This is a genomic window from Xanthomonas sp. WHRI 7945 (assembly GCF_035026585.1).
This window is the reverse complement of sequence record NZ_JAYIQP010000002.1, coordinates 249453-263641: the sequence shown is the minus strand read 5'-3', so window position 1 is coordinate 263641 and position 14189 is coordinate 249453. Positions and strand designations below refer to the sequence as shown.

Genomic DNA, 14189 nt, shown 5'->3' with positions numbered 1-14189 from the left:
TCACGCCAACGCCACGCTCTGTTGCGGATCGAACTGCGGCATACCCTCGCTGTGCAGCACCGGCAGACTGTCCACACCCTCCACGCGCAGCGCCACGGCGTGCGCGCCGGCGACGGCCATCGCCGCAGGCACGGTCGCGTGCACCGTGCTGGGCAGGCTCGCGTCAGCCGGCGTGTCGACGCTGTCGACCGCCAGTTCCTGTCCACCGAACAGCAGCCGCAGGCCGGCATGCTGAGCGGCCAGCAGTTGCGGCACGCAGTCGATCGCCAGCGCGACATCGGCATCCGCGGCCGCCGCCAACGGCACGACCGTGATGCGCGGCGCCAGCATCCACGGCAGGGGATCGCCGATCCGGTCGGGTTGTCCGAGCGTGCTGGCGCGCAGGCGCAGCGTGTACAGGCCGGGCGCCCACGCCGCGGCGGCACCCGGCGCGTCGGCGGCCGGCAGCTGCGCTTGCCAGCGGCGCGGTCCATCGGCCAGCAACGGCAGGGACTGGCGCAGGCCGCTGCGTGCGTGTTCGAACACCAGCTGGGTCTCGGCATCGGCGCCGTCCGCATCGACCCGCAGCAGGTCCCCAAGGCGACCGCCGCGCAGGCCCGGCAGGGTGAGGTTCTCGATCGCGCGCAGGCGCGGCGGCATCGCTGCGAGGGCGCGCGGGCCGCGATCGTCGGGCCCGCGCCGCAGCACCGGCAACGCGGCGCGCACGCTGGCGTCCGACTGGATCAGCACCACCGAGACCTGATAGGCCATCGACGCGCGGAAGCGCGCCTGCGCCGCCGTCCACAGCTTCGACAGTTCCTCGGCGCCGAGGTACTGCGGGGTGATCTTCAGCCACTCTACTTGGTCGGCCAGGCTCTCGGCCGAGAACGCGCCGAACGGCAGGGCCGGCGGCGCCAGCAGCGCACGCAGGCGCTCGCGGTCGAGCATCGGCGTTTCGTGCAACGCCTGCATGCCGAGCCCGAGCAGCGCATCGCGACTCAGCTCCTGGTTGCCGAACGCAGTGAGCAGGTAGTGCAGGTCCAGCGCCAGCGGCGGGTTGGCGACGCGTTGTCCGGCGCCGTCGCGCGAGGCCAGCCCGGTGTTGCGCCAGCCGCCATTGGCGCTGACCTGATAGAGGAACAGGTTGATCTGGTTGGGCTCGTTGTCGCCGGTCAGCACGCGGTCCAGCGCCATTGCGCCGACGCCGACGCTGCCGAGCGCGGACAGGTCGAGACCATCGAGATGGCGGTCGACCAGATTCTTCAATGCCGCGGTCACCGCTGCGATGGCGAGGGCATTGCTCATCGCGGGCCCCCGTGGCGCTGACGCAGGTAGGCTTCGAGGCTGGGCGCCGTTGCGCTGGCGGCAGGGCGCGACGACGGCCGTTGCGACGCAGGCGCAGGCGCAGGCGCGTGGGCGCGGATTTCGACGCTGCCGATGGTGACCTGCACCGACGTCTCGGTCGCGGCCGGCAACGCGGCGCGGCGTGCAGGATGGGCGACCGGCGCGGCGACGCGCTGGGTCGCCGGCAGGCGCGGTGGCAACGGCAAGGTCGGCACCTCCGGCACGGGAGGGGCGGACTGTGTCGATGCGGGACGCGCGCGGCGCAGCGGTGTGGGATCGACCGCTTCGGCCGGCGGCTGCGCGTGCGGAGCGGAGGGCGCCGGCGCGGTGTCCTCGGTTTCGCGTCGTGGGCGGCGCACCGTCGGCACCGGGGTCTGGTCGCTCGCGGCCACGGTGACCACGTTGTGTCGCACGGCGGACGAGGCGGGCAGGGGACGCAGCGACGGCGGCGCCGGCAACGCGGGTTGTGTCGGATGCGCCCCCTTTGGCGCCGGCGTGGTCGGGCTCTCGGCGCGTGGCGCGCGCAGCGCGACCGGCGCGTCCGGGCGATCGTGATGATGGATGTCGTGCCTGTGCACCACGTAGGCCTCGCCGCCGCCAGGCGGCGTCGGCACCGGCGCGGCGGGTCCGGCGTCGAACGCCATCGGCGAAGACGGCGCGGCCTCGCGAGCTTCGAACACGCTCGGCCGGCGCCGCCGCAACGCCGCATGCGCCGGGCCCTGCACCCGTTCCACCAGCCGCTGCAGGAAGCCGCTCATGGCTGCACCATGTCGAGGTAGAAGCGCCTGCGCAGCGGCGTCAGCGCGAGGATGTCGTATTCGCGCCAGCCATAGGCGCGCGCGAGCTGGTGCACGTCGGACAGCAGGTCCTGGGCCCAGTCGTCGAGCGACTCCCATAGATAGCCGCCGATGTCGAAGGCCGCGGCCCACGCCGTGGCGCAGGCAGGGCAGGCCAGCGCCAGGCGCAGGTCGGCCAGCGGATCGTGCTCGGCCATGCGGGTTTCCAGCCGTGCCACCAGCGCGGTCGGCAGTTCGTCGGCACTGGCCTCGCGTTCGCCCTGGCGCACGCGCAACACGCAGCGGCGCAGCAGCGCGGCGACCGCCACCGCGGGGTCGGCAGCGGCCTCGCGCAGCGCCACGACGTCGTTGCTGCTGGGTAGACGGAACTCGATCTCCCAGTCCTGCTCGCGCAGTGCCAATGCAACCGGCACCGGCATCGGCGCTGGAGCTTCGGCACCGCCGAACTGCGCGCAGTCGAACTGCGATTCCAGTGTTTCGCCGCACGCCGGGCACTGCGTCAAGGTGTGCAGCTGAGGTCCGAACAACGCCGACTGCAACCGGAACAGCGCCGCATCGCGCGTCCCCAGGCTCGCCGCGCCCCACGCGTCGGCCTCGGGCTGCGGCCACACCGCCTGCAACAGGCCGACCGCGCGCGCGTCGGCGGCAGCGGCATGCAGCCGTTCCCAGGTCTGCAACAGCACCTGCTGGAATCCGGCGTCGTGAAAGTCAGCAGGCATCGGCGTCGCGCTCAGGCCGGCTCGGTGAAGCTCGGTTCGGCCGGCTCGACCACGTCGGGGTCGCGCTCCCAGCCTTCGTTCTCGAGCTTGATGTGCTGGATGGCGACCGCATTGGCGTTGGCGTCCAGGTCGGGCAGCGCCTGGTACTCCGATACCCAGCAACGGAACAGGCGATAGGCGATGGCAAGCTGTCCGGCTTCGTTGTAGACCTCGATGATCAAGTCCTTGCGGAAGTCCTTCAACGAGGTTTCCGAACCCAGGCCGGAACCGAAATTCCACACCTTGTTCGCCCACTGCTCGAACTCCTTGTCGTGGGTGACGCCGCGCTCCAGCGTGATCGGCTCGGACTTGGTGCGGCCGGGCGACTTGCGGCTGATGCTCGGGTCGCCGCCTTCGCGGTGCTCGACCACCTCGGTGCTGCGCTTGAGCGCGCCGACCTTGCTGATGCCGGCGACGTACTTGTTGTCCCATTTGACGCGGAACTTGAAGTTCTTGTAAGGATCGAAACGCTGCGTGTTGACGGTGAACTGGGCCATGGACGTGCTCCGGTGAAGAGGGGGATCAGGTCTCGATCGCGCCGGCGATCTGCTGCAGCTTCAGCACCACGAACTCGGCCGGCTTAAGCGGCGCGAAACCCACCACGACGTTCACCACGCCCAGGTTGATGTCGTTCTGCGTGGTGGTGTCCTTGTCGCAGCGCACGAAGTAGGCGTCGCGGGGCGAGCTGCCCTGGAACGCGCCCTGGCGGAACAGGTTGTGCATGAACGCGCCGACGTTGAGCCGCACCTGCGCCCACAGCGGCTCGTCGTTGGGTTCGAACACCACCCACTTCAGGCCGCGGAACAGGCTTTCCTCGATGAACAGCGCGGTCCGCCGCACCGGGATGTACTTGTACTCGTCGGCGAGTTGGTCGGCGCCGCGCAGCGTACGCGCGCCCCAGACCACGCGGCCGCTGGCCGGCATGGCGCGCAGGCAGTTGATGCCGCGCTGGTTGAGCTCGCCATTCTCGGCATCGGTCAGCGGCACCGACAGCTGCGGCACGCCGACCAGGCCGGCGTCGAGCCCGGCCGGCGCCTTCCACACGCCGCGCTGGGTATCGGTACGCGCGAACACGCCCGCCACCGCGCCGCAGGCGGCGAAGGTTTCGATCGCGTTGTTGCGCAGCAGGTTGGGTTGGCGCAGGCGCGGGAAGAACAGTGCGGCGTTGCGGCTGCGCGGATCGGCGAACTCGTCCAGACCGTCCAGCGCGTCGGCCTTGGTGTCCCAGGCGCTGGGCGAGTCGATGACATGGAAGGCGCGGCGCTGCTCGCAGTACGCGGTCGCTGCCGACAGCACGATCGCTTCGGCATCGTAGTTCGCGCCGTCGTTGCTGCGGTAGGGCGGGATGCACAGCAGGTTGAACAGGTCGGCCTGCTCCAACGCGTACAGGCCGCGCTTCTGCACCAGGCCGAGCTCGGGCAGGAAGTCGGTCGCGGCCAAGGCGCCGCCATCGCTGGCGCGGCGGCCGGCCTCGTCGTACTTCAGTTGCAGCGCCGCACGAGCCTGGTCCATGGTCTGCTTCAGCGCGGCCGTGTCGACGCTGTCGCGGACCGCCTTGTCGAACGCGCGTTTGGCCGCGGCAACCGCGTCCTCGGCGGCGCTGACCTCGTCCACGCCATCGTCGACCGTGGCCGGCAAGCTGCCCTGCACACGCACTAGGTTCGATTCGGAGAGCAGCACCCGGTCCACGCGGCGTGCGCTTTCGACCACGGTGAGGTTGAGATAGGTCTCGCTGCCGCCGCCGGCCGAGGCGTCGCGCACGGTCAGGTTGAACACGTCGCCGGCGCCCACGCCCAGCGTGGCGGCGACTTCGGCGTTGCCCGACATCGCAATGGCGGCGCGCAACTTTCCGCCCCAGCGCCCTTCGTTGGCGGCCTGCAGCGACAGACCGCCGGCCTGCAGCGACGCGCGCGACGGCGCGGCGGCCTTGCCGCCTGCAGCGAGCGCGGAATCCTTGGTCGCCCCTGGTGCTGCCGAGGCGGCGGTGATCGCAGCGGCGACGGCCTTGGCCGCGGACAGCTCGGGTTCTTCGGCGAACGTTGCGGCCTTGGTGCTGGCATTGGCGACCACCGTCGCCAGGTCGGCGCCACCGCCGGCTGCCGCCAATACCTCCGCGGCGGCCGCTTCGGCGTCGACGCGATCGGCGTCGCTGGCGTAGCTGGGGTGGAACAGGCGCACGATCACCGCCTGGCCGCCGCCGTTGAGGAAGAAGTCGCGAACGGCGTAACCGAGTTGACTTCCCAACCACAGCCCGCCGAAGGTACGCTCGAAGTCGCCGAAGCCGTTGATGGTCACCGCTTCGTTCACCGGGCCACGCAGTGCGCGGCCGACGAATGCCGTCACCGACGTGGCCACACCGGTGATGGTGCGCACGCCACTGGGGATCTCCTCTACGTAGACGCCGGGATAGCTAAGGGCAGCGGGCATTTCGGTTCTCCTTGGTCTCGGTCAGTGCAGGTCGGCGGTGCGATCGGCGTTGTAGGCCACGCTCAACGCATACAAAAATTGTCCGTCCGGAAGCATTCGAACCTGCAGGCGGCCACGTTCCGCAAGCGACGTCAGCACGGCCTCGATACGTCCGCTTTCGCGGTTGTACCGTTGTTGCGGCAGCCACCACCGAACGATGCCCTGCAGCGTGTCCGCGGCTTCCGGATGCGCGCGGAGATACGACAGCACTGCGTCGGCGACTTCCTGATCCGAATCATTTCCATGCGGCTCGAGCGTGATCATGTGAAGCATCCCCAGTGCTTTCTCGGCAAGGGTCGCAACATCCATGCCAGCGATCTTTTCGGCGACGACCGCGTCGGGACGCATGGGAATCCGCAGAAAGCTGTGGTTTGCAGCCCAACTCACGCGCGCAAAAACTGTTGAGCGACCAGTTCGACTGGGGGATTGCCCACCCAACCGCGGTGCGGCCGGGTGCGCCTGGACCCGGTGGTCAGTCGTGGCAGTGGCGCCCGATGCCGTGGCGCTTGAGCATCTTTCCAAGATGCCGGCGTTCGGTGTTGGCCTCGGTTGCGGCTCGGCTGACGTTGTAGCCGGTACGGGCCATGAGCTGCGTCAGATAGTCGTGCTCGAAGCGCTCGACGGCGCGCTGCTTGGCTTCAGCCATCGAAAGCAGATCGTCGCCGCAGACCGGCGGCATCGAGGTGATCGATGCGGCGGGCAGCACTGCAAAGATCGTCTTCGCCGCAAGCGCCAATTCACCGAGACCGATTCGGCCATCGTTGGCGCGTACGCACGCCCGGAGCGTGACGTTCTCCAGCTCGCGCACATTGCCTGGCCAGTCATGGCGGGACAGCGCCTGCAAAGCCTGCTCGGTCCACTCGCATGCAGGCAGGCCGAAGCGTACGGTCAGCTCGGCCAGAAGATGCATGGCCAGCCATTTCAGGTCGCCGCCTCGATCGCGCAGCGGCGGCAAGGTCAGCTGCAGCGCGCTGAGCCGGTAGTAGAGATCGCGGCGGAAGCGACCCTGTTCGATCGCCAACAGCAACGGACAGTTCGTAGCCGCCAATACGCGGACGTCGGCCATACGCAATGCCCGCTCGCCGACGACCCTGAACTCGCCGCTCTGCAGGAAGCGCAACAACGTGGTCTGCGCCCGCGAGGACAGCGAGTCGATCTCGTCCAGGAACAGCGTGCCGCCGCTTGCGAATTCCACCAGCCCCTGTTCGCTGCTGCGCGCGTCGGTAAAGGCGCCACGTCGGTGGCCGAAGAGTTCCGTCTCGAGCAGGTTGTCGGGCAACGCGCCGCAGTTGACCGGCACAAAGGGTTTGTCGCGACGCGGGCTGGCGTAGTGCAACTGGCGTGCCACCAGTTCCTTGCCCGTGCCGGTTTCGCCCTCGATCAGGACGGACGCATCGCAGCCTGAATAGCACTGAATGAGATCCTTCAACTCCCGCATCGCGTCGGAGTCTCCGACCAACACGGGCATCTCCCTGGGCTTCTGAGCCGCACTGTCCATAGCACTTGACTCCGTCGTTGACCGCTTTTGTAGGTACGTTGCGCGACAGATGGCGAATCACGGGCCGGAAACGCACCTGGATGCAGGAAGCAGAATCTGAGGCAACGTCAAGTTGAACGGGAAAGCCGGCAGTAACCGGACAGCGAACCTCCGACGCGGTTCGCCAACGTCGGTGGGCACCTGGATCTGCGCAAGAGCGCAGCTGTTCTAGGGCGCTAGTACCCGCTGGATAGCGTTGAACGAACCCCGCTCCTGGCGGCGAGCGAAACGCCATGGGGCAGGGCGGAGGACCAAATAGCAACTGGCTCTAGGAATTGCAGCCAACCCTTTGCCCTATTGGCGCCCGGAATCTCTGGGCTCGAAGCCATTCGACTTCAGGAGCGGCAGATTTCTTGCCAGAAGCGTCCCCGCCTAGCCGATGGCCAATTAACGGAGCGCGGACTGGAGCGATCTATCGGGGTAGCGAGGGATCAAGACGCCCAACGCGAGTCAAGAAGGATTACGCCGCTCGGCCATGTAGCGGCCAGGCGAGGTACCCAGCGCCTTGCGGAACATCGTGACGAAACTGCCTGCGCTTTCGTAGCCCAGATCGTCGGCGACCTGCTGCACCGACACCCCCGTGCTCAACCATTTGACCGCGAGCATCAGGTGAAGCTGCTGGCGCCAGCGGCCGAAGCTCATGCCGGTCTGGTGCGTGAGCAGGCGCGCCAGGGTGCGCTCGCTCATGCCCACGCGCCGCGCCCAGGTCTGCACCGTGCCGCGCTCGGCCGGCTCGGCGACGATCGCCTCCACGATCTTGCGAAGCCGGGAATCGGTCGGCATCGGCAGGCGCAGCGTTCCGATTGGCGCTGCCGCCAGTTCGTCCAGAAGCAGGACGACCAGATGCGATTCGGCGCCGCCCTCCGGATACAGCATCGGCAGGCGTGCGGAACGGATCACCAGCTCGCGCAACAGCGCCGTGGTGGAGATGGCGCAGCAGGTCGACGGCAGCGCCGAGGCGACGGCCGGATCGATGAAGGCGACATAGACTTCGATCGTGCCGGCGGCGGTGATCTTGTGCAGGACATCGCTCGGCACCCACAGCGCGCCCTGTGGAGGCACGATCCAGAGACTGCCTTCGACTTCGCAGGTGAGCACGCCACGCAGCAACAACATGAGCTGTCCCTTGCGATGGCGATGGAAGTCCTTTTCCAGCCGGTCCTGCCCGTCGCCGAGGCTGGCCACGTCGGTGCCGGCGGTGCCGATGGTCACCACCGGGCGCGGGACGAGGTCCGGATCGGTCCACTCGGTGGGATCGATGAGATCGGTCAGCACAGGCACGCGGCGTCGACTCCACAGCGATTGGCAGGAATTGCGAATATCTTGGCACAGTTCCCCAATGCCGCCAGCGTTGCGGCTCCCTACGATGCGTGACGGCAGAGGGATACCCCGTCGGCCATTGCCATTGGAGAAACACCGTGGATGCACTACACACCGAGCGCGTCGCGCAGACCTTGCAGCAGTTGTTCCAGGAAGCCGATCGCGCCGACCAGGGGATCATGGATCAGTTCGAGGCCGATCCCGGCGAACATGCGGAGCAGGCCTTCAGCGGCGCCATCGCCAAACTGATGAATGCGGAAAGGCACGATCTGCGCGGCGTGTACCAGGGATACGCCGAGAACTTCCTCAACGTCACGCCGGCGTATGGCCGCTTCCTCTACCAGTGCGCGCGCATGCGCCAAGCCACGCGCATCGTCGAGTTCGGCACATCGATGGGCGTGTCCACCATCCACCTCGCCGCCGCGTTGCGTGATATGGGCGGCGGGCATCTGATCGGTACCGAGCTGGAACCCGGAAAGGCCGCTCGCGCCAACGCGAATCTGCACGCTGCCGGGCTTGCCGATCTGGTCGATATCCGGGTCGGGGACGCGCGCGAAACGCTGGCCGATGTCGGCGGCCAGATCGACCTCGTGCTGCTGGACGGCGCGTTCAGCCTCTATCTGCCGGTGCTCAAGCTGCTCGAGCCGTACCTGAAGCCAGGCACGCCGATCCTTGCGGAAAACGCCTTCGACGTCGACAACGAGTACCTGGCCTATGTTCGCGACCCGGCGAACGGCTATCTGTCGCAGCCGATCGCGATCGACGAGGGCAGGGGCAACGAACTGTCGATCTTTACCCGATGAGCGCGCAGAACCCCGACGTCGCGGTACCCGGGCCGGGTCGCATAGGCCGTGCCTTGCTCAAGCTGTTCATGAAGCAGGCCAGCGTGGTGCAAGCCGAAAGCCTCGCCGAAAACTTCCGGCTGATCACGCTGGAGAGCCCGGCGTTCCGCGAACTCCAATGGCTGCCGGGTCAGAAGATCCAGATCGCAATGGGCTCGGCGCTGGTCGCGAGGACCTACACGCCGATCGAATGGGACGCGGTAGCCGGGCGAACCCGCATCGTCGCGTACACGCACGGCAGCGGACCCGGCAGCGCCTGGATCGACAACGCCAAGCCCGGCAACGCATGCGATGTCTTCGGCCCGCGCGCATCGCTCGATCTCGGTCGCATCGCCGGTCCCTGCGTCGTTCTCGGCGACGAGACCTCCATCGGGCTGACCTACGCACTCCGCCGCCGGCTCGGCGGCCGCAGCGAGGTGGCGTGTTTGCTTGAAGTGGCCCACGAGGCCGCCGCGCGCGCAGTGCTGCATCGCCTCGACCTGGAGGACGCCGAACTGTTAAGCCGCTGCGCCGACGACCGCCACCTCCAGGACATGGAGCGCCGCTTGCAGGTGATCGCCGCAACCGGTGCGACCTTTGTCTTGACGGGTAGGGCTGCATCCATCCAGCGTCTGCGCCGCACGTTGAAGGACTTAGGCATTCCGGCATCGCGCCTCATCGCCAAGGCGTATTGGGCGGAGGGTAAAACTGGGCTGGACTGAGGTTTGCGGACTGAGTCTTTGTCGACTAGGGAGCATTCGTGCAGGTAGGCACTGCCTGCGGGCAGGCAGTGCCACCATCGACCACCGCGTATCACCACGCGTTCGCAGCGGCCATCCTCGCAATTCGCTGGCTCCCCGGCAGTGCGCATGGGAATGAACCACCCAAGTGCCGTGTGCCGGGACGACCACATCGTGCATGCGAGCCGGTTCCTCGCGCGGTGCTTCTCTCGTGCTATTTGTCCAGAAAGGAAACGAGCGCAGGAATCGTCTGCTCCGGCGCCTCTTCCATCAGCCAGTGGCCCGAGCCCTTGACGATGACGCCTTCGACATTGGTATCGACCAAGCGCGCCTGGTCGATCAGGAACTGGCCACCGGCCTTCTCGCCGGACAAGACCAGCATGGGGACATGGATCGGAGTCCGGGCGAAGTCGGCGAAGTCCTTCGCGTCCTGCTCGAAGTTGCGGAAGTACTCGAAGCCGGCGCGCATGCCTCCCGGCTTGGCGTACTGCGCAGCGTAGAACTGCCGGTCCGCCTCGGAGATCGAACGTGCGCGATCGGCGGCGAAGTCGTTCCAGAAATGCTCGAAGTAGATGCGCTCGCGTCCATCGACCAGCTTGAGCGGCACCTCTCCATAGAAGTGGAAGTGCCAGAGGTCGCGCAGCAACCAGACCTTGGTCCAGTCGCCTACGCCCGGCAGGAAGGCATCCATCAGCACGACACTTTCGACCTGGTCGGGGTACTGGGCTGCGTAGGCATAGGCGACCATCAGGCCGATGTCATGGCCGACGATCTTGACCTTGGGATAGCCGAGCGACTGCACCAGCGCATGGATGTCCTGGGCCATGGTCTTCTTGTCGTAGCCGCCTTGCGGTTTCGAGGACGAACCCGCACCACGCAGATCGGGTGCGATCACCATATGGCGATCGGCCAATTGGCGCATCAGCGGACGCCACATGTGGCTGGTCTCGGCATAGCCATGCAGCAGCACGACCGGCGTGCCGGTGCCACCGCCGGCTTGCAGGTAGTGCAGCGTGACGCCATTGACGTCGGCCGAATGGCTCTGGATGGGATCGTTGGCCGCATAGGCGGTGGATGCGGCGAGGAGCGCCAGCAATGCGATGCCGGCACGCCGGAAGGAACGAAGCAGCGTTTTCATGGGAATTCCTCGTTAGGAGCGTTGCGGGAGGGGAGGGTTTTCCTCCCGGTCATGTGGATGCCGTTGCCGGCAGGGAAAAGAACCGGCTCATGGATCTGCGGTGAAGGGCACGCGTGCCAGGAACTCGCGCGTCGTCAGCAGTGCATGCGCATAGGTGGGCCCATTGATTTCGTGTGCGTAGAACATCGCGTCGTGACTCAAGGCCGCGGTGGCATCGGTGACCAGGGTGACGTGGTAACCCAGCTCGCTGGCATGGCGGGCGGTGGTTTCGACGCAGAGATTGGCGATCAACCCGACCACGACGACGTGGCTGATGCGTTGTTGCTTGAGCAGGAGATCCAGGTCCGTGCTGACGAAACCGTTGGCGCCCCAATGTTCCGTGGCCACGGTGTCGCCGGATGCCGGCATGAAGTCCGGATGCCACTGGCCTCCCCAGCCGTTCTTCAGGAACGCCTGGGCTTGCGAGATCGCCTTCTGGGAAGGGGTAGGGTGCTGCCAGCGGTCGAAGTCGCTGGGCTGCGCGCGGTGATGGGGGACAAAGAACAGCGGCCATCGCGCGCAGCGGATCGCCTGACGGATCCGGCGCAGGTTCGGCAACAGGTCGACGGCCACGGCAACTTCGGCCAAGCGCGGCCAGAGCTTTCCGCCGTCGGACAGCGAATCGTTGTAAGGGTCTACCAGCAGCAGCGCGGTATGGCCCGGCGGATAGAACGGCCGCAGCGAATCCATGGCAGCGTCTCCGGGCGCGCCGTTGCGCCCACAACGCCAGCTTCGGCCGGTCGTGGCGAGACGACATCGCAGAGAACGGTGGGTCGCGCGTCCTCCATTTGGGGGATCCCGTTGGCGATCCGGGTTTGCTGTACATTGCTTCGCGAACGACAGAGGCGTGCGTAGCGGAGCTGACATGGCCATCCGGATACTGACCATCGACGATCATCCACTGGTGCGGGATGGCATCTCCGCCATGCTGGAGGTCGAACAGGACCTGGCCGTAGTAGGCGAGGCCGGCGATGTCGAAAGCGGTCTGGAAGCGTTCCGCCGCCTGCTGCCGGATATCGTGCTGGTGGACCTGCAGATGCCAGGCTGCAACGGCATCGAGTTCATCCGCAGGCTGCGTGGGGAGTTTCCCGCGGCCAAGGCGGCCGTGCTCACGACTTACAGCGGGGATGGCAATGCACGCGAGGCGATGGCAGCGGGTGCGTACGGCTACCTGCTGAAGAGCTCGCTGAGAGGTGAACTGATCGACGCGCTGCGCAAGATCGCGCAGGGAAAGCGCTGCGTATCCGCCGAAGTGTCGCAGGAGATCTCCCGGCACATCGGAGAGGAGGCCCTGACCGCGCGCGAACTGACCATCCTCACGGCGCTGGCGCGCGGCTGGGAAAACAAGCGGATCGCCAATGAGATGGGAATCTCGGCCGAAACCGTCAAGTCGCACCTGACCCGCATCTTCGAAAAGATCGATGCCAGCAATCGGACCGAGGCATTCCAGATCGCGCTGCGCCGAGGCCTGGTGAGGCTCGACGATTGAACGTCGCCCCGTATGCGCTACGAGGGCGACCGCAGCCTGCGTCTCAAGGTGGTTCCACGCCGCTGAGCGCAGGATGCCGATGGACGGCGGGGCTTCCTGGCCTTGGTCGATGGCGATTGGCAGCAGCGTGCCCCAGATCGGCCAGCGCTGCGGCACCAGCGCCAGTTCAGACGACGGAGCGCACCACGCCACCATCCACGCGTACGGCCGCGCCGGTAGTGGCCGAGGCCTGCTCCGAGGCAAGATAGACGCTGAGATTGGCGACTTCATCGACCGTTGCGAGGCGTCGAATCAAGGACGTCGGCCTGTGCGTGGCAATGAAGTCGCGTTCGACCTCCGCCTGCGAAATCCCCTTCTCCACGGCGATTTTCCCAAAGAAATCGCCAACACCTTCGGATCTGGTGGGACCCGGCAAGATGGCATTGACAGTGACCCCTGTGCCGACCAGCGATTCGGCGAGGCCGCGCGACACGGCGAGCTGTGCGGTTTTGGTTGTGCCGTAGTGCACCATCTCCGCAGGGATCTGTACGCCTGATTCGCTCGAGATGAATTGGATGCGGCCCCAGCCACGCCGGGCCATTTCCGGTGCGTAATGCCTGGCAAGGCGAATGCCGCTCAGAACATTCACTTCGAAGAATCGCATCCAATCTTCGTCAGGAATATCGAAGAACGCCTTCGGTTCGAAGATCCCAAGGTTGTTGACAAGGATGTCCGTCGCCGATACGGCGGCAATCAGGTCCTGTGCGCCCTTGCTCGTCCCCAGGTCGGCGGCGACACCCGACACCTTGGCATGGGGAACGTTGCTGGCAATGGCAGCGATCGCGGCGTCCACGCGCTGCTGGGTGCGCCCAGTGACAACCACTCGGGCGCCAGCAGCGGCCAGGCCATTGGCGATGGCAAGTCCGATACCGGCCGTCGAACCCGTGACGATGGCGGTCCTGTCGTTCAAGTCGATCTGCATGGAAATCTCCTCCAGAGGTTTGACGAACGTTGTTCTTGAATTGCGGTGGCTCATGAAGCTTTGCATTGCAGCGCCGCGACGTCGAGCGCTGCCTCTCCAGGCACCCGACGGGCGGACTCAGTGCTTGGCTCTCGGAGCGTCCGCGGGATCCTCGTAGACCGTGTCCGTCGGTCCAAAACCGGTGATTAGCACAGTGACCGCCTCGTCACCGGTCTGTGCGAAATGCGCGGCATTTGCCGGCTCGGTGTAGACCGATCCGGCCGTCAGTGTCTTGAGCTTGCCTGGGTCGAACTTCTGTCCGTAACCGAAGTGCCACGTGCCCGACAACACCGTCCCGGCGCGGTCGCCCGCATGATGATGCGCGGGAATGGAGGCATGCGGGGCAACACGAAGCAGTTGGCTGTAAGGGCCGGGCTGCGATGGATCGCCGAGGAGGGTGACCACCTGCACTTTTGCATTGCCAGAGCCGCCTGCGCCGCCCGTGGGGGAAATGGCAGCGAGTTCGCTGGGCGTCTTCGCATAGTTGTCCGAGAACGTCGGAACGCTCGTCTGCTGCGCATGTGCATCCACTGCCAGAGCAACCAGCAAAGCAATCATCGGCTTGTTCATCTTGGCTCGTCCTATCGGTGAGGTTTGGCTTCTCTGCGTCCGTCATTGGCGACGCGGGGTTGTAAGTGCGCGGAGACGCCTGGATTGGCCGCAGCGAATCCATGGCAGGTTTCTCCGGCGTGCGCCGCGGCCTCCACGACACCAGCATCGGCCGATCGCCGCAGGGCGACATCGCGGGAAACGGTTGGTCG

At 66.7% G+C, this 14189-nt stretch carries 15 protein-coding genes; 3 read left to right on the top strand and 12 right to left on the bottom strand.

Annotated elements, in window-relative coordinates; genetic code table 11:
• The 8 genes from VDQ83_RS03025 to VDQ83_RS02990 form a co-directional block, all read right to left on the bottom strand.
• Entirely contained in the window at window positions 1–1284 is a 1284-nt protein-coding gene (locus VDQ83_RS03025) for a DUF4255 domain-containing protein (protein ID WP_455433804.1), read from the bottom strand.
• Window positions 1281–2081 (bottom strand): hypothetical protein, encoded by an 801-nt coding sequence (locus VDQ83_RS03020; RefSeq protein ID WP_455433803.1) that lies wholly within the window; start codon window positions 2079–2081, stop codon window positions 1281–1283. Before VDQ83_RS03020 ends, VDQ83_RS03025 begins: the two co-directional genes overlap by 4 nt.
• Complete coding sequence (locus tag VDQ83_RS03015) at window positions 2078–2839, bottom strand: hypothetical protein (protein WP_455433802.1); 762 nt, start codon at window positions 2837–2839, stop codon at window positions 2078–2080. Before VDQ83_RS03015 ends, VDQ83_RS03020 begins: the two co-directional genes overlap by 4 nt.
• Window positions 2840–2850: 11 nt before the next feature.
• Window positions 2851–3375 carry a phage tail protein gene (locus VDQ83_RS03010; protein ID WP_263394559.1) on the bottom strand — a complete coding sequence of 175 codons (525 nt, stop codon included), beginning with the start codon at window positions 3373–3375 and terminating at the stop codon, window positions 2851–2853.
• 25 nt (window positions 3376–3400) lie between these two features.
• Entirely contained in the window at window positions 3401–5305 is a 1905-nt protein-coding gene (locus VDQ83_RS03005) for a phage tail sheath family protein (protein ID WP_455433801.1), read from the bottom strand.
• A 21-nt stretch (window positions 5306–5326) separates the two neighbouring features.
• Window positions 5327–5692, bottom strand: a complete 366-nt coding sequence (locus tag VDQ83_RS03000) for a hypothetical protein (RefSeq protein ID WP_263394557.1) — start codon at window positions 5690–5692, stop codon at window positions 5327–5329.
• A gap of 124 nt (window positions 5693–5816) precedes the next feature.
• Complete coding sequence (locus VDQ83_RS02995; RefSeq protein ID WP_455433800.1) at window positions 5817–6812, bottom strand: sigma-54 interaction domain-containing protein; 996 nt, start codon at window positions 6810–6812, stop codon at window positions 5817–5819.
• Window positions 6813–7331: 519 nt separating this feature from the next.
• Window positions 7332–8162, bottom strand: coding sequence for an AraC family transcriptional regulator (locus VDQ83_RS02990; RefSeq protein WP_455433799.1), 831 nt, complete (start codon window positions 8160–8162; stop codon window positions 7332–7334).
• Between the two features lie 137 nt (window positions 8163–8299).
• On the opposite strand from VDQ83_RS02990, the gene VDQ83_RS02985 reads away from it, so the two are divergent.
• Complete coding sequence (locus VDQ83_RS02985) at window positions 8300–9004, top strand: O-methyltransferase (RefSeq protein ID WP_455433798.1); 705 nt, start codon at window positions 8300–8302, stop codon at window positions 9002–9004.
• Window positions 9001–9744, top strand: coding sequence for a siderophore-interacting protein (locus VDQ83_RS02980; RefSeq protein WP_455433797.1), 744 nt, complete (start codon window positions 9001–9003; stop codon window positions 9742–9744). Before VDQ83_RS02985 ends, VDQ83_RS02980 begins: the two co-directional genes overlap by 4 nt.
• A 232-nt stretch (window positions 9745–9976) precedes the next feature.
• Here VDQ83_RS02980 and VDQ83_RS02975 read toward each other — a convergent pair whose 3' ends face one another.
• Both VDQ83_RS02975 and VDQ83_RS02970 read right to left on the bottom strand, forming a co-directional pair.
• Window positions 9977–10900 (bottom strand): alpha/beta fold hydrolase, encoded by a 924-nt coding sequence (locus VDQ83_RS02975; RefSeq protein WP_455433796.1) that lies wholly within the window; start codon window positions 10898–10900, stop codon window positions 9977–9979.
• Between the two features lie 87 nt (window positions 10901–10987).
• Entirely contained in the window at window positions 10988–11629 is a 642-nt protein-coding gene (locus VDQ83_RS02970) for an isochorismatase family cysteine hydrolase (protein ID WP_455433795.1), read from the bottom strand.
• Window positions 11630–11804: 175 nt separating this feature from the next.
• Between VDQ83_RS02970 and VDQ83_RS02965 the strand changes: the two genes are divergently transcribed.
• Window positions 11805–12428, top strand: a complete 624-nt coding sequence (locus VDQ83_RS02965; protein ID WP_455433794.1) for a response regulator transcription factor — start codon at window positions 11805–11807, stop codon at window positions 12426–12428.
• A 166-nt stretch (window positions 12429–12594) separates the two neighbouring features.
• Here VDQ83_RS02965 and VDQ83_RS02960 read toward each other — a convergent pair whose 3' ends face one another.
• Window positions 12595–13389, bottom strand: coding sequence for an SDR family NAD(P)-dependent oxidoreductase (locus tag VDQ83_RS02960; RefSeq protein ID WP_455433834.1), 795 nt, complete (start codon window positions 13387–13389; stop codon window positions 12595–12597).
• A gap of 117 nt (window positions 13390–13506) precedes the next feature.
• Window positions 13507–13998, bottom strand: coding sequence for a cupin domain-containing protein (locus tag VDQ83_RS02955; RefSeq protein ID WP_455433793.1), 492 nt, complete (start codon window positions 13996–13998; stop codon window positions 13507–13509).
• Window positions 13999–14189 lie beyond the last annotated feature (191 nt).